This window comes from Sorangium sp. So ce448, assembly GCF_051520915.1.
In the GTDB taxonomy this organism is placed as follows: Bacteria; Myxococcota_A; Polyangia; order Polyangiales; family Polyangiaceae; genus Sorangium; species Sorangium cellulosum_B.
In genome coordinates this window covers 4407569-4423522 of the sequence record NZ_CP150343.1, presented here as the reverse complement: position 1 = coordinate 4423522, position 15954 = coordinate 4407569, and the positions used below count along the sequence as shown (strand labels likewise).

Below are 15954 nucleotides of genomic sequence, written 5' to 3'. Positions count from 1 at the left end.
CGCGTCACCAAAAATGTCGCTGAGCCCCTCGAAAGAGGCTGGATCCAGCCGGGACATCGCTTGTAGGCTCGCCGCGTGCAAGCTTCGTTTGACGCCGCTGCCGGCAAAAGGCCCGCGCGGAAGCCGACCAGGTTCAGAACGCTGTCCCTCTCTTTGAGCCTCTGTGGGAGGATCCTCCTCGGGCTCTCCGCCGCGACGGTCACGACGTTCGCGCTCTCGCCCATCGCGCTCGCCGCCCCCAAGGGGTCGAAGTCGATCGCGATCCACATCGAGGGGCCGAACGCGGACGACATCCGCGAAGACATCGTGTCCCTCGTCCCGGAGACGCTGAAGGTCGTGGACGCCGACGCGTTCTCGAAGTCGCTGCGGGGCGCCGGCCAGACCAAGCCGGTGGGCGACGCGCTGGTGGGAAAGGCTCAGCGGAAGAAGGCCCTCGACCGCATCCGCAAGGCGGGCAAGGCCGCGAAGGTCGAGGGGGTGATCTACGGCGTCTCGCGGACGAACAAGAAGAAGAAAAAGGAGGTCTATCTCGTCTACGTCGACGAGAACGCCGGTGACCTCGCGGTGGACAGCGCGGTGCCGCTGAGCGGCTCGCGGGACGACCGCAAGAAGGCGCTGGAAGAGCTGCTCGGCCCGACGCTCTCGCAGATCGCGCCGGCGGCCGCCGCGGCCGACGAGGACCAGCCGAAGGACGGCGGCGACGAGGGCGGCGACGGCGGCGGCGAGAAGGACGGCGACGGCGACGAGAAGAGCAGCGACGACGGCGACAAGGGCGGCGACGACGGCGACAAGGGCGGGAAGCGCAAGCCCCACGACCCCCGCTCGGCGCTCTTCTCGATCGAGGCCGGCGTCGAGTTTGCCGGCCGCTGGTTCGAGTACTCCGATCCGGTCACGCAGAACCTCCGGCCCTACGACGTCTTCGGTCAGCCCGCGCTGTCGATCTCCGGCGAGGTGTACCCGCTCGCGTCGACGGACATCCCGGTGCTCAAGGGCCTCGGCATCACCGCGGGGTTCATGATGGCGCCCGGCCTCAACTCGGCGGTGGGCGACGGCGACCCGCTCCCCACGACCTACCAGCGCATCAACCTGGGGCTGCGGGAGCGGCTGTCGATCGGCGAGTCGTCCGTGCTCGGCATCTCCGCCGGGCTCCGGCTCCTGACCTTCGAGGTCGACGCGGCGGAGGCTCTGGCCAGCACGGTTCCGAACGTCTCCTACACGCTGATCCGGGCCGGCCTCGACGCGCGGGTGCCGGCCGGCCCGGTCGCGCTGGCGCTCGGCGCCGAATACCTCTTCCCGCTCTCGTCAGGCCAGGTCTACGATCGGTTCGAGGGCGCGAGCGTGCAGGGCATCGGCGCGATGGCCGGGGTGCTCGTGCCCGTCACGACCGGCGTCGAGGCGCGGCTCCTCGTCGAGTACGCGCGGTTCTTCTCGTCGTTCGAGCCCGCGATCGGCGACCGGTACGTCGCCGGCGGGGCGATCGACCAGTACCTTGGGGTGCGGCTCGCCGGAGCCTACGTTTACTGAGCGAGAGAGAGAGGTAGCACGTGACGTACATCGCTTTCCTTGGCGGGCGCACCGCGCTCGCCGCCGCCGTGATGAGCGGCGCCGCGTTCATCATCAGCTGCGCGGGGACCCTCGACGACAAGGACCAGTACCTCGCCGGCGGCGACGGGCCTGGCGGCGGAAACGGCCAGGGCACCGGCGCGGCGACCGGCGGCGAGGCCGCGACCACCACCGGCGGCGACGCCGCGGCCACCACCGGCGGCGACGCCGCGACCACCGGCGGCGACGCCGCGACCACCAGCGCGAGCAGCGGCGGTGGCGCCGGATGCGCTGAAGCGCAGGCGCTGGTGATGGCGAAGTGCGCCACCGCGGGCTGCCACGATGGGCAAGCGAACCTGGGGGGCCTCAATCTGACGGCGGGCTGGGAGACCAGGGTCGCGGGCCAGGCGTCCGATTGCGGCGGCGAAGCCACGGTGGTCGTGCCGGGCGATCCGGACGCCAGCTTGATGTACTTGAAGGTCACGGACGCCCCGCCGTGCGACAACCGGATGCCGCTCGGTCCGACGCTCAACGCCGACGAGATAAAGTGTCTCTACGACTACATCGCGGCGCTCCCGCCGTGAGGTAGCGAAGGAGCGTCTGGCCGCGGCAGCGGCGCGGGCGGCGCGGTCGTCCCCTCGATGAGACCGCCTCGTTGGCGCCCCCGTGGCCAAACGCTACGCTCGCCGCGATGCTGCGCCGGCGCTCGTTCTGGATCGCCGCGGCCGCCGTCGCCTACACCGCCTTCGCCGCGCTCCGGGCGTCCGGTGGCCACGGGCCCGCGTGGCTCGCCCTGCTCGGGCTGCCGGTCTTGCTCGCGCTCGGCCTCCGCTGGGTAGAGCGGCCGCCGCGGGGAGAGGACCGGATCGAGCCGGCGGCCCGCCGCGCGGCCGCCGTCTGCCTCACCGGCGCCGCGATGCTCGCCGCCGCGCGGAGCGGCCCCTCCGGGCTCGCGCTGATCGCGCTCGGCAACCTCGGCGCCGCGGCCGCGTCGATGGCCGCCCTGGTCGGGCTCGCGCGCATCGCGGGCCTCGGCGGCCTGCTCGAGCCTCCGCCGAGCACGCGGCGCCTCGACGCGGCGGCGTTCGCTTCGCTCTTCTGGACCGTCGCGGTCGCCCTGCCCGCCGTCTCCGCGGTGGCGCCCGAGCGCGCGGCGGATCTCGATCCGCTGCTCGTCCACTACGCCACCTCCGCCGCGTCGCTCGGCTCGCTCACGGTGACGCTCGTGGCGATCGCGCGCGTCCGCATCGCGCGGCGGCTCGAGCTCGGCGTGGCCGACCGGGTCGAGGCAGCGCTGCTGCTCACGGCGACCGCGCTGGCGGTCGGCCTCGCGGCGGCCTTCGTCGGCGTCGCGCCCCCCGAGTCGATCCTGCCGGTCACGAGCGCCGTCGCGGCGGTCTGCGTCGCGTTCTGCACCGTGGCCGCGGACGCGGCGCAGGTCTCGCGCGCGCTCCGCGGCACGCTCGCCGTCGCGACGCTCGCGACCCCGCCGGCGCTGCTCGCGGTCTATGCCGTGCACCAGGCGCCGCGCGGCGATCTCGGGCTCCGCGGCGCGCCGCAGTCGTCCGTCGGCGTCGCCGTGTTCGGCGCGTGCGCGCTCTGCGCGCTCGCGGGGCTCGCGGCGCCGGCGCTCGCGCGCCGGTTCGCGCCGGAGGGGGCGCGCTGGCTCGGGGCCTTCGACGCCGCGACGCGCGCGGCGATGAACCCGGAGCCGGAGGCGGCGCTCGAGGCGGCGCTCTCCGCGCTTCGCGAGGCGTCGGACGCCGGCGTCGCCGGGCAGGCCCCGCCGGCGCTCTACCTGCTCTCGCCGCCGGAGCAGGTGACCGTCGATCGCGCCGGTTACAAGCACACCGAGCCGGCGGAGGTGCCGGCGCGCCTCATCGAGCTCGCCCAGCTCGAGCCGGAGCGCGTCCTGCGCGTCGAGGCCGCCGAGGCCGTCGAGGTCCGGCGGCCGGAGGTGCGCCCGCTGCTCGCCTGGCTCGCGGAGCGCGACGTCGGCGTGGTCGCCCTTGTGAACGACGCGGAGGGCCCGATCGGGGCGCTCGCCATCCCGCGGGCCCGGCGCGCGTCGCCGATGACGCTGGAGGAGGTGAGCGGCCTGCGCGCGGTCGCTGACCGGCTCGGGGCGGTGATCGCGGTGTCGGCGATGCTGTCGGGGTCGCGCGGCCGCGAGGTCGCCGCCCGCCGCGAGGCGGAGGAGCGCGCGCGCGAGGTGAGCCGGCTCGAGCGGGCCGTGGCGCAGGGCGCGGGGCGGTTCCGCGCGATCGCGGCGCTGCTCGCGCGGCCGGCGCGGGCCGCCGCCTACAGCCCCGCCGCCCGCGCGGCGCTCGAGCAGCTGGAGCGGCTCGGCGTGGCCGGCGGCCCGGTCACGCTGCTGACGGCGCCAGGGATCGACGCGGTGGCGTGGGGCGCGGTCGTCCACCTGACCTCACCGCGCGCGGGCGGCCCGCTGGCGATCGTCGACGGCGCGGCGCCCGTCCCCGAGGGGTTCGCGCAGGCGTTCGCGCAGGCGCGGGGCGCTGCGCCGGCGCGCGACGAGGCGGCTGCGATCGAGGGCTCCGCGGGGACGCCGAGCGCGCTCGCGCTGTGGCGCGATCCGGACAGCTCGCCCATCGAGGCGGCGCGGGGGGGCACGCTGCTCGTGCTCGACGCCCAGGCCTTGCCGTCGGAGGTGCAGAGCTACCTCGGCGCGGCGCTGCCGGACGACGTGGGGCTCGTCGTCGCGGTGCCTCAGACCGTGGACGCGCTCGCGGCGACAGGTCAGCTGAGCGAGCGGCTCGCGGACCGGCTCGGCGACCGTGCCGTCGCGCTGCCCTCGCTGTCGTCGCGCGCCGAGGATCTCCGTGCGCTCGCGCTGGATCACCTCGCGCGCATCGGCGTCCGCCTGCGGGGCCGGCCGTTCGGCCTGGATCTGCGCGCGCTGCAGGCGGTGCTCGATCACCCGTGGCCCGGCAACGACGCCGAGATGGGCGCGGTCCTGCTCCGCGCGGCGCTCGTGGCCAAGGGCGACGTCATCGGCGAGAAGGATCTCGCGGCGATCGGCTTCGCTCCGCCGCCCGAGCCCGCCAGCGGGGCGGACAGCGCCCGCGGCGAGGCGCGCCGCGCCCGGCGGCGGCGCGCGGACCCGAGGGGCTAGGCTAGGCGGTAGACCGCCGGCGGGGGCGCCCTGGCAGCTCAGCGTCGCGTGGGGGGACGCCCGCCGGCGTGCACCGCCGCGTGGGGGGACGCCTGGGAATCTGTTCGCTCACCAGCAAAGGCTGGATGCGTCACCCCGAGAATCGACGCATGAGCCAAGCTCGTCCATCGCTGGATGCTTCAGGCTGGCAGCTCTCGGAGCGCGCGAGCTCCTTCTTCACAAGCGATGATGCATCTCCGGATGTCTCGCAAACATGTAGTTTCAAGCGGCTCGCCGGCGAGCTCGATCGGCGAGGGGCGCCGTGGTTGGACAAGGTGTTCGAATTTGAAGAGGACTTCGGTGGCCTGGTGCGTCGAGGGACCCATCCAAAGGCGCCTTCCTTGGCCCTCGGACTCTTTCAGTTGATACGCCTGGCCTTGGCCTCGGTTCTCCCGACGACGAAGAGCCCGAGGACGACGCCGCGCTCGTCTCATCGACGTGGCCCATGGCACGTTTGACAGCGACCGGCGATCCGATGGTCCAGGTAGGCCTGTACACGACGGAACGAGATCTCTACATCGACGAGGCTGGCTGGGAAATGAAGGCATCGGGATCGCGCAGGCTCTCCGACTGCCCATCATCGAGGAGGCCTCGGACGCGCCGGGCACGACGCCCTCCGGCGCGAAGGTATCGCCGTCGATGAATGATCGGACGCCGATGCCGCTTCCCCGCGCGGCGGGATCACGTTCGTGGTGAACCCGCCCGAGGCTCCCCCCTCCCTGAGCGCGCGGAGCGCGCGATTTGGGAGGGGCGGGCCGCGCGCAGGCGCGGAGCGCCGAGCACGGACCGGGGGTGGGCATCCGCTGCCGCTGCTGCGCCCTCTCGCGCGTCTCGCTCGTCGGGCACCGAAGCTCCCGGTGCCCTCACCCGGCGCCCGACGAGAGAGCGCGATGGGGTCGCGAGGCCGCTCAGTAGAAGCGGTAACCGAGGCTCGCCGGCGCCGCGAACACCCAGCCGTCGAGGCCCTTCATGACCGTCGGCGAGACGCTCAGCAGGAGCGCGCCCGACGTCCAGCCCGCGCTCGGTAGGTCCGCGAGCACGAGCGAGACATCGACGCTCCCGCCGAACGCGATCGTCTCCACGAGCGCGCTCTCGGGGAGGCTGCCCTCGCGCGCGTTCACCGCGACCTCGCTCCGACCATAGTTGAGATGGACCACCTCGGAGGGGATCTCCCCCTTGATCCCGGTGACCTTCGCCTCCTGCGCCACCGGGCCCACGAGCCCCGAAAGGCCGAGCCAGACGCGCCCGAGACGCATCGAGGCAGAGGGGCCGCCGACGACGAGATAACCGCCGCCGAACCGGTAGCCGCCCCGCACACGCGCGCCGAGGTGCAGATCCTCGGAGAGCGCAAACCCGATGAACGCCTCCCCGCCGGCAAACGGCCCGATCGCCGGATCGAAGCTCGCATGGCAGACCTCATCGTCGCAGGGCGCGATGAGCTCACCCTCCGGGATGTTGTAGCTGTACGAGTACGCGCTCAGATCACCGAAGCTGCCGGAGTCCATCAGGCCGATCAACGCGCCGCCGGCCACCCCGGCCTCGATCACGAAGCCCCCGGTGTGCCTCGGCGAGGAGCCAGAGCTCCGCTCCGGCTCCTCGGCTGCAGGAGGTGCCGCAGGCGACGCATCGGTCTCCGGCACCGCTGCGCCCTTCCCCGGCGCCGCAGCAACCGCGCCCTTCCCAGGCACCGCTGCGCCCTTCCCCGGCGCCGCAGCAACGGCGCCCTTCCCAGGCACCGCTGCGTCCTTCCCCGACCCCGCTGCGCCCTTCCCAGGCACCGCGGCGCCCTTCCCCGGCCCCGCGGCGCCGTCCCCTGACGCCGCGCTCCCCTTCTCCGGCGCCGCCGCCACCGGCGCCGCCGGCGCTTCCGCCGCGGGAGCAGGCTGCGCAACGGCCGAGGCGTCCTTGGCGAGCGCCGGCACCGCCACGGTCTTCCGCTCGCCCCGCTTGATCGAGACCGACTTCTCCCACGGCTTTCTGCCAGGAGCGCTCGCGCTCACCTTGTGCTGGCCAGGATCGATCGGCCTCGCCTGACCCCAGAGCGCGCCGTCGACCGGCGCCCCATCCAGCATCACCTCGAGCCCCTCGACCGCGGCCGCCCGCGGCACGCTCAGCGTCAGCCGCGGGAGCGACAGCTCCAGCTTCGCTCCCCTCGCCTTCGCGTCGGCCTCCAGGCGCTTGTTGCCCTCCTTGCGGGCCGCCGCGCCGAGATCGATGTACTCGGACCACGCCGTCGCGATCTTGCCCTGCTTCTCGTGGCACATCGCCAGCGCGAGGAGCGTCGCCGACCTCGGGCTCAGCCTGTAACTCTCCTCGAGCTTCGGGCAGGCCTCCGCGACCTTGCCCTTCTTCATCAGGGCTTTGCCCTCGTCGAGCAGCGCCTCCGCCTGCGCGAACGCGACGCCCGGGCTCACCGCGAGCGCGAGCGCGAGCGCGACGCCGGCGAGGCGCGCGCAGGAGCGCCCGGCGCGCGGCAACGCCTCGACACAGGAGCCGCGGCGCCGCGCGCGCCAGAGGGAAGCAAGCAACTTGTCGGAAGTCTCAGCGTCTTGCCGGTTCAAACGGTTCGTCGCTCCCAGGGCCATGCCCGTGAGGTGATGTCGAAGGCGCGGGCGCGAGGACGGCGCGCCTCTCCAAGGAGGACGGAGCGTACCACGCCCCGTTTGAGCCGAGCAAAGCCGCGCGCCGTGCGTGGAGATGACGGGACGGGCGCGTGGCAGGCGCGGGTCAGCCGGCCGCAGAGCGCTCGTCGAGCAGCTTGATACCGGCGGCGACCTCGCTGGCGAACGACTCGGCGAGCGCCCGGGCCTGGCAGAACCGCGGCGGGACCTCCCGGGCGGCGCGGGCGAGCGCCGCGACGACGAGGTCGTGGGGCTGGCGCACGAGGACGCGGTACGCGAGGCTCCGGCCAGCAGGCGTGGCGACGACCGCGAGCGTCGAGGCCGACCACGCGAACGGCGGATCCTTCCGCGCGGCGGTCGCGAGATCCGTGAGCGGCGTGCGCGTCATCCAGAGGGAGAGCGCCTCGGCGAAGTCCGGCGGAGCGAGCCCGGGGACGCCGTGGCCCATGTCCGCGAGGCCGACGCGCCGGGTCTCGACCTGCACGCCGCGCAGCTGCCGCCACCGGAGCAGCCGCGGGGGCGGGCGCTGGCCGCGGAAGCTCGCGCGGCCCGTCCACCAGGCGACGAGCGCGTCCGTGCGAAAGCAGTCGAGCACCCGCGCGAACGTCGCGTGCCGCGAGAGCGCGGACCCGACGTCCGCCGGCGCGGGCACGAGCTCGCAGAGGTCGCGCACGCTCGCGAGCAGGCGGGGATAGCGGCTGCGCGTGAGCACGCCGGCGAGCTCGTGGTTCGTGAGCTGGAGCAGGTCGTTCAGCGCGGCCAGGAGCGCCCACTCGGCCGCGCCGAGCTCCGGGAGCACGTCGATCGGGGCGATGAGGCGCGCGACGCGGACGCGGACCAGATCGATGCGCGAGCCGAGGTCGCGATCGATCGCCGGCGCGCCGTCGCCGAGGAGGAGCGCGAGCCGGACGCCGAAGGGGCGCACAAGGCGCAGCGGACCGCCGAGGACGAGCGGCGCGAGCACGCTCGCCTGGAGCTCGGAGAGGCGCTCGGCGATCGCTTCAGGCTGGGTCATTGGGGCGTCCGGCCAGGGCCCGGCGGCAGCGCCCTCGGCTCGGCCAGCGGCTCGGACGGAGCCAGGTCGCGCAGCGGCCGGATGCCGACGCCGCCGAGCACGACCTCGGGCAGCTCGGTGGCCAGCGCCGCCGTGAGGCCCGCGGACGACACGGCCACCGCCGACCATTGCTGGGCCTCGAGCAGCGCCGTCTCGAGGGGGACGAACGCCTCCTCCGGCACGCCGATCGCCCTCCCGTCGCGCCCGATGAACAGCGCCTGCCCGGCGGGGGCGCCCAGCGCGCGGAACAGCACGCCGGGCGCGACCGCAGGGACCGCGTCGTACCCGGCAGGGATGTAGAGGCCCGGATGGACCTCCCGGAAGAACTCGCCGACCGGGATCCCCTCGATGCCCGTGGGGTGCCTGAGGAACGCGCCTGCCGCGGTGAAGGCGATGCGGGCGCGGCGCAGGGTCTCGGGGCCGAGCGCATAGGCGACGTGCCGCAGGAGCGGCATCTCCTGCGGCCGGATCCACGACGCAGTGACCGACCGCCACGGCTCGGAGCTCGGGACGAGGCGGAGCGAGAGCACGACCGACGCGGGGCGCTGCGCGTCGCCCTCCGCCGCCACCTTCGCCGCGACGGGCTCGCGGCCGAGCTCCACCCGGGCGAACGCCGCCACGTCGCCCATCGCCGGAAGCTTCGCGATCTCCAGCGCCTCGCGGCCCCCGCCCCGGAAGAGCACGAGGCCCGCCTCGCCGAACACCGGGCAGGCGCGGAGGTTGACCGGGTGCCGGAACCCGACCTCCACCGCCGCGCCCGGCGCGACCGGGACGAAATACCCGAGCCCCGGCGTGCTCGTGAGCAGCGGGACCATCCGGGCAGGGATGGCCGGCACGCGGAAGAGGTACCGGAGCACCGGGGCGTCATCGAAGCTCGACTCCGGCGGCCACTCGCACAGGCCGACCTCGGCCTCGACGCTGCTCCGGGAGAAGTACCGGATCAGCGCCGGGCCGAGCCCCGACTCCGCGAGCAGCCAGCGCGGGCCAGGGTCCCGTCCGGCGGCCGGATCGAGGTGCGGCTCGAGCCGGAGCAGCAGCGTCCGCACGTCGACGCGCCGCTCGACCTCGTACGTCTGCGAGAAGGCGTTGTGATAGAGCGAGAGCGCCGCGTCGCTGGGCAGGATCTGCGGGACGTCGTACCCGAACGGCGCGGCCGCATCGCGGTACTGGACGAAATGCCGGCTCGTGCCGGTGAAGCTGTAGCCGCCCGCGAGCCGCGCGATCTCGGCGACACGGTCGAGCCGATCGCTGCTCTCGGCCGCGAACAGGAGGGTGACCTCCCGCGCCCCCAGCTTCGAGCGCACGATCTCGACGGCGAGCGAGCGGAGGATGTCCGCGAGCGAGCCCTGCCGCGTGTAGAGCGCCAGGAAGGCGACGAGCCGATCGATCGACGGCAGGAGGACGAGCCCCTTGGCGCCGAGCGCGACCCCCTTGGCGTCGAGCCCGAGGCCGGGCGTGCGCAGCCGGGTCTGGTGAACGGCGACGCGATCGAGCATCGAAATGGCTCCCGCCGCTCGAACGTAACGTGACGTTGAAGACGGTGAACGTGACGTTGAAGGAGCAGCGGAGCCGACGACCGTAGGAGGAGCCGCCGGATCCGTCAAGGGAGGCCCGCCGCGCGCGCTGCGCGCTGCCCGCTCCACGACGTCTCCGGCCGGATCGCCGCGTCCGCGACGCTGCAGGGTTCCCGTGACGGCGACACTGGAACTGCCATGAGCGACGGCGTAGTCTCTTTCGCGAATGCGCCCTGTCGGAACACCGCAGGCCCACGCGGCCCGGCGCCATGAGATCGCCTCTCCGCTGCGCCGGAGCCCCCCCGGCGCCCCTGTCCTACGGACCACGTCGGCCAGCGCATGAGCTCCGCGCGCATCGAGTCCGCACGGCCGCTCGTCGCAGGCCGGTTCCACATCGAGCACGAGGTCGGGCGCGGCGGGATCGGCACCGTGCACCGCGCCTTCGACGTGCAGACAGAGCGGTACGTCGCGCTGAAGATCATCACGGCGGTCGGCGTCGACGCCGAGGGCCAGGCCCGGCTCTCCCGCGAGGGGCAGATCCTCTCCGAGCTCGATCACCCGGGGATCGTGAGGGTCGTTGCGTTCGGGACGCTCGAGGCGAGCGCTGTCGACGCGGAGGGGCGGCGGATCGAGGAGGGCGCGACCTTCATCGCGATGGAGTGGCTCGACGGCGAGGACCTGGCGGCGCGCCAGAAGCGCTCCCCGCTCTCGCTGCGCGAGGGGATCGAGGTCGGGCGGCAGGTCGCGAGCGCGCTCGCGGCCGCGCACGCCGCGGGCGTCGTCCACCGCGACATCAAGCCGTCCAACATCCTCCTCCTGCGCGGCTCGCCGGACGCCCCGCTCCGCACCAAGCTCGTCGACTTCGGCGTCGCGGCGTCGAAGGAGCTCGTGCTCACGACGGACGCGGGCGGCCTCGTCGGCACGCCGGCGTACATCTCGCCGGAGCAGGCGCGCGGCGACGCGACGGTGGACGCGCGCAGCGACCTCTACTCGCTCGGCGCGACGCTGTTCGAGCTGGTCGCCGGACGGCCGCCGCACATGGGGCCGACCTCGATCGCGACCCTCGTCCGCCTGGCGACCACGCCCGCGCCGCGCCTCTCGGAGTTCCTGCTCGACGTGCCGCCGGCGCTCGACGACCTGATCCACGCGCTCCTGCTCGCCGACCGGGAGCTCCGGCCGAGCTCGGCGCACGAGGTGGCGGACAGGCTCGCGGCGCTCGCCGACGAGCCGTACCTGCCCACCCCGTCGCCGCTGCGCGTGAGCGACAACCCGCCGGGCGCGATGGGGACGCGCCTCGTGACCACGATCGTGGCGCTGCACGTGGCCACCGGCGAGGAGCGCCAGCGGGAGCTCGAAGCGCTGCGCCGCCGCGGGGCCGACGCGCTGCCGCTCGGCACGGACTCGATCGCCGCCCACCTCGGCGTGCGGCAGGCCCACGGCGACGAGGCGTCCCGCGCCCTCGAGCTCGGGCTCGCGCTCGGCGGCCGCGGCGGCCGCGTCGGCGTCGCCTCCGGCCGCATGCGCGTCGACAGGACGCGCGCGGCCGGCGAGGTCGTCGACCGCGCGGTCGCGCTCGCGCGCGAGGCGGGCCTCGGCAGGGTCCTCGCGGACGCCACCACGGTGGAGCTGTCCCGCGGGCGCTTCATGGGCGAGCCCCTGGAGAGCGGCGCCGTGCGGGTGCTCGCGCGCGCGCCGAAGCGGCCCGACGCGCAGACGCCGTTCGTGGGGCGGGACGCCGAGCTCATCACGACCGTCGCGGCGTTCGAGCGCTGCGTGGAGGACGGGACGCCGGTCGTGATGAGCATCTCGGGGCCGCCGGGGATCGGCAAGAGCCGGCTCGCGCGCGAGTTCGTCGCCCGCATCGTGGATCGGCCGGATCCGCCGCGGCTCATCCAGCTGCGCTGCGAGTCGTTCGGCCGCGCGCAGGCGCTCGGCGTCGCCACGGACGCGCTGCGGGTCCTCATGGGCCTGCCGAAGGGCGCGTCGCTGGAGCAGGCCGAGGACGCGGTGCGCGCGCGGCGGCCGCTCCACGGCGACGGCGGGCTCCTCGCGCGCCTGCTCGCGAACCAGCCGTTCCCCGACGGCGTCGACCTGCGCGGCGCGCGCGACGCGCTCTACCTCTCGATGACCGACATCGCCGTCGACGCGGCATCGAGCGAGCCGTGCGCGCTGCTCGTCGAGGACGCGCAGTGGGCCGACCCGGAGAGCGTCGCGTGGCTCGATCACCTCCTCGGGCGGGCGACCGGGAGGGCGCTGTTCATCCTGCTCATGGTGCGCCCCGCGTTCTGGCGCGACCAGGGCCAGCGCTTCGCCGGCCGCGACCACGTGCGCGTGGAGCTGCGCCCCATCGCGCGCCGGGCCACGCGCGAGATCGCGCGGGCGGTCTTCAGCGCGGCCGCGGCCGCGCGGCCGTTCGAGGACGCGACGCTCGACCGCGTCGCGCAGCAGGCGGCCGGCTCGCCGCTCTTCGCCGAGGAGCTCGCGCGGGTCATCGCTTCAGGCAAGGACGCCGCCACGGCGCCGACCATCGAGGCGGCCATCCAGGTGAGCCTCGACGCGCTCGACGAGCCCACCCGGGAGGCGGTGGTGCGCATGAGCGTCTTCGGCCTGTCGGTGTGGGACGTGGGCCTCGCCGAGGTCGGGGTGGCAGAGCCCGCGACGGCGCTGAAGAAGCTCATCGCCGCGGAGCTCCTCGTCGCGCAGCCCGCGTCGCGCTTCCCGGCCGCGCGCGAGTACCTGTTCAAGCACGCGCTCGTCCGCGACGTCGCCTACGCCTCCGTCGGCGACGAGCTCCGCCAGAGGCTGCACGCCGCGGCGGCGCGCTGGCTCGATCGGCTCGGCGAGGACAGCGCGACGGTGGCGCAGCACTTCGACCTCGGCGGCGAGCACGAGGAGGCGGCGATCCGCTGGGAGGCCGCCGCGCGGCGCGCCCTGGCGACGAACTCGCTCCGCGACGCGGTCACCATGGCCGATCGCGCGCTCGTGTTCTCCCCCGACAAGCCGACGGCGTTCGCGCGCGCGGTCCTCCTCGAGGAGGCGTACTCGCGGCTCGACGCGCGCTCGCCCGAGCGCGACTCGGCGATCCGGGCGATGTGGGAGAACGTCTTCGACGAGGCGAGCGAGCTGCGCACGCTGACGGCCCGCGCGCGCTACGACCACGCGTGCGGCTCGGGGATCGACCTGGAGGAGCGGCTGACGGCGCTGCGCGACCGCGCCCGGTCGATCGATCTCGTCGAGGAGGAGGCGCAGTGCTCGGCGACGCTGGCGCAGGTCCACGCGTTCGCCGGTCAGCTGGCGATGGCCGAGCAGGAGGCCGCGCACCTGCTCGACCTCGCGGCGCGGCGGAACCTCGTCTGGGCGGCGGTCGACGCCTGGCAAACGCGCGCGGTCGCCCACCAGACCCGCGGCGAGCCGGCCGCCGCGCTGGGGGCGCGCCGGAACGCGGCGCGGGCCGCGCGCCGCGCCGGGCTGCAGGAGCGCGAGGCGATGCTGACGATGAACGTCGGCTTCGCGCTGACGACCATCGGCGCCCGGGAAGAGGCGCTCCAGGAGATCGAGGGGGGCATCGCCAGGGCGCAGGCGATCGGCAGCTCGGGGGCGGCGCGGCACGGGCAGATGATCCTGCTCTGCTGGGCGGCGACGTTCGGCCCCGAGCCCCGGCTCGACGCCGTGCTCGCGGAGCCGCGCGCGAGCGCGGACGAGGCCGCGGGGAGCATGTGGGTCGTGCGCGACCGCGTGACGCTCGGCATCCTGTTCTACCGGGGCTGCGAGCTCCTGCGCCTCGAGTCGTCGGGCCTGGCGCGGGCGCGCTCGCTGCTGAAGAAGGCCACCGACGCGTACCGCGTCACGGACAACCGCGACGTCCTGCCCGTGGCGCTCGGGTTCTGCGCCGAGGCGGAGCGCCGCTTCGGCGACGCCGAGCAGGCCCGCGAGATCGCGCGGGAGGCGGCGGCCCTCGTCGAGGCGGGCGCGCCGAGCCTGCTCAACGAGGCGCCGATCTACCTCGCGCTCCACGACGCCTGCGTGGACATGGGCGATCTGGAGGGCGCGCGGGCCGCGATGGAGCGCGCGATGCCCCCGCTCCTGCGCCGGCTGAAGGGCCTCGAGGGGACGCCCTACGCCAGCTCGTTCCTGCTCAACCTGCCGCAGAACTCGGCGCTGCTCGTGGCCGCCGAGGCCTACGGCTGCGTGCCGCCGGAGCTCGAGGCGATGCTGAGCGGCCGGCCGTAAGGCCCCGCGCGGCGCTCCGACGCCCCTCTCGCGCGGCCTCCGGCGGTTACGCCGAGCCCGCGGCCCTGCCCGTCACTTCCGGGGCGCGGTGCCGCCGCCCGCCTTGGGCGACGTCGGCTGCAGCTGGCGGAGGTTGATGGTCAGCACCTCGTCGCGCGTGAACACCACGAAGCGCGCCTCCGGGGTGTAGCCGTCGGCCGTGACCCGGATGCGGTGCCCGGTGCCATCCCGGCTGAACCTCGCGAAGAACGGGTTGCTGGGGAGCTCCACGTCGTCGAGGTAGATCTTCGCGTCCAGCGGCGTGGCGATGATCCGGAGCTCGACGAGGTTGGCGACCGGGGGCGCGTAGGTCGGAGGAGAAGGCGTCGTGGCATCGCCCCCCCTCGCCTCCGGAGGAACATCGCTCTCCGGCGAGGTCCTCGGGGTGCGGAGCGCGAGGACCGCCCAGGCGCCGCCGATCAGCAGCACCGAGAGCACGGCGATCCCCGCGCTCCAGAGCGCCTTTCGCCTGGTTGACTTGGTGTTGGCGACCATGATCGTGGGGATCGTCTGGCGGTTCGAGATGCTGTCCTCGCGCGACGGGTCGTCGCCCAGCATCTGCTCCCCCACCGGCGCGGCGAACTGCTGCGACATCTGCGAGAGCGGCATGCGCTGAGACCACGGCACGGCGCCGCGCTCCTCGAGCACGGGCAGGATCTCGAACTCCTCCCCGCCCTCGGCCGCGCTGGCGTGGAGCCGCCCCAGCTGGTCGCTGATCGCGGATCTCACCTCGGCGCGGCGGTGCGCGAAGGTCTCGCCGATGAGGCGGCCGATCTCGGCCGAGGAGGGGCGGCGGCCCATCGTCGCCAGGTACGCCTCGACGTCGTCACGCATCTGGGCCGCCGTCGCGTACCGCTCCTCGGGCGCCATCGCGAGCGCGCGCGAACATATCCGCTCGAGGGCGTCAGGCGCCGCGGGCCACCGCTCGCGCAGCTTCGGGATCTCGCCGAACGTGAGCCGCTGGAGGATCTGCACGTCGGAGAGATCTCCCCAGAAGCGCTCGCCCACGACGAGCTCCCAGAAGATGAGGCCCATCGAGAAGATGTCCGCTCGGCGGTCGACCATCGTCGCGAGGGCCTGCTCCGGCGCCATGTACCGGATCTTCCCCTTCACGACGCCGGTGCTGGTGTCCGCGTCGCGCGTCGCCCACTTCGCGATCCCGAAGTCGACGACCTTCGCCTGCCCGTCGTAGGTGACGAAGATGTTGTGCGGGCTGATGTCGCGGTGGACCACATGGAGCGGCTGGCCGTTGAAATCCATGAGGTCGTGCGCGTAGTGAAGCCCGGCGAGCGCGTCGGCGAGGATCGCCAGGTAGACCGCGCGGTGACGCGACGGGTCGATCTTCCTGCAGATCCGATCGAGCGAGTGCCCTTCCAGGTACTCCATCACGATGTAGTACTGGTCGTCGATCTGGCCGCACTCGTACGTCTGCACGACGTTCGGGTGGTTCAGCCGCGCGGCGAGCCTCGCCTCGTCGAGGAACATCGCGTTGACCTCGGGCTCGGTCGCGATCCCCGGCTTGAGCCGCTTGATCACGACCAGCTTCTCGAACCCGAGCGGGCCGCGATGCGCAGCGAGGAAGACCTCGGCCATCCCTCCCTGCCCAAGCTTTGCGATCAGCCTGTATCTCCCGAAGCCTCTCGCGGACTGCACGGGGAGCCGGACGATCATCGATGACGAGGTCACAGCACCTGATCGTTCGTAAGGATTGCTGACTCGTCAAGCAGACTCATGGAGATGTGCATCCCTCCGGCACAGCGGAGCCCCGGGGCGAGGAGC

The 15954-nt window shown here is 74.1% G+C and carries 8 protein-coding genes; 4 read left to right on the top strand and 4 right to left on the bottom strand.

The window, feature by feature from the left end; genetic code table 11:
- Positions 1–153: 153 nt before the first annotated feature.
- The 3 genes from WMF45_RS16855 (at position 154) to WMF45_RS16845 (ending at position 4678) form a co-directional block, all read left to right on the top strand.
- Positions 154–1524, top strand: a complete 1371-nt coding sequence (locus WMF45_RS16855; protein WP_437717904.1) for a hypothetical protein — start codon at positions 154–156, stop codon at positions 1522–1524.
- A gap of 20 nt (positions 1525–1544) precedes the next feature.
- On the top strand, positions 1545–2126 hold the full coding sequence (locus tag WMF45_RS16850; RefSeq protein WP_437717903.1) for a hypothetical protein: 582 nt from the start codon (positions 1545–1547) through the stop codon (positions 2124–2126).
- Positions 2127–2233: 107 nt separating this feature from the next.
- Positions 2234–4678 (top strand): hypothetical protein, encoded by a 2445-nt coding sequence (locus WMF45_RS16845; RefSeq protein ID WP_437717902.1) that lies wholly within the window; start codon positions 2234–2236, stop codon positions 4676–4678.
- Between the two features lie 947 nt (positions 4679–5625).
- Here WMF45_RS16845 and WMF45_RS16840 read toward each other — a convergent pair.
- From WMF45_RS16840 to WMF45_RS16830, 3 genes are all read right to left on the bottom strand, one after another.
- Positions 5626–7245 (bottom strand): hypothetical protein, encoded by a 1620-nt coding sequence (locus WMF45_RS16840; RefSeq protein WP_437717901.1) that lies wholly within the window; start codon positions 7243–7245, stop codon positions 5626–5628.
- A gap of 199 nt (positions 7246–7444) precedes the next feature.
- Positions 7445–8353, bottom strand: a complete 909-nt coding sequence (locus tag WMF45_RS16835) for a hypothetical protein (protein WP_437717900.1) — start codon at positions 8351–8353, stop codon at positions 7445–7447.
- Positions 8350–9888, bottom strand: a complete 1539-nt coding sequence (locus WMF45_RS16830) for a hypothetical protein (protein WP_437717899.1) — start codon at positions 9886–9888, stop codon at positions 8350–8352. The genes WMF45_RS16835 and WMF45_RS16830 overlap by 4 nt, the downstream gene beginning before the upstream one ends.
- Before the next feature lie 357 nt (positions 9889–10245).
- Here WMF45_RS16830 and WMF45_RS16825 point away from each other — a divergent pair, with 357 nt between their 5' ends.
- Complete coding sequence (locus WMF45_RS16825) at positions 10246–14136, top strand: serine/threonine-protein kinase (RefSeq protein ID WP_437717898.1); 3891 nt, start codon at positions 10246–10248, stop codon at positions 14134–14136.
- 72 nt (positions 14137–14208) lie between these two features.
- Here WMF45_RS16825 and WMF45_RS16820 read toward each other — a convergent pair whose 3' ends face one another.
- Positions 14209–15768, bottom strand: a complete 1560-nt coding sequence (locus WMF45_RS16820; protein WP_437717897.1) for a protein kinase domain-containing protein — start codon at positions 15766–15768, stop codon at positions 14209–14211.
- Positions 15769–15954: the final 186 nt, after the last annotated feature.

Bases quoted from the DNA above. Each gene is read 5' to 3' on its own strand.
- WMF45_RS16845 (WP_437717902.1), top strand. From the start codon at position 2,234: ATGCTGCGCCGGCGCTCGTTCTGGATCGCCGCGGCCGCCGTCGCCTAC.
- WMF45_RS16835 (WP_437717900.1), bottom strand. From the start codon at position 8,353: ATGACCCAGCCTGAAGCGATCGCCGAGCGCCTCTCCGAGCTCCAGGCG.
- WMF45_RS16830 (WP_437717899.1), bottom strand. From the start codon at position 9,888: ATGCTCGATCGCGTCGCCGTTCACCAGACCCGGCTGCGCACGCCCGGC.
- WMF45_RS16825 (WP_437717898.1), top strand. From the start codon at position 10,246: ATGAGCTCCGCGCGCATCGAGTCCGCACGGCCGCTCGTCGCAGGCCGG.
- WMF45_RS16820 (WP_437717897.1), bottom strand. From the start codon at position 15,768: ATGGCCGAGGTCTTCCTCGCTGCGCATCGCGGCCCGCTCGGGTTCGAG.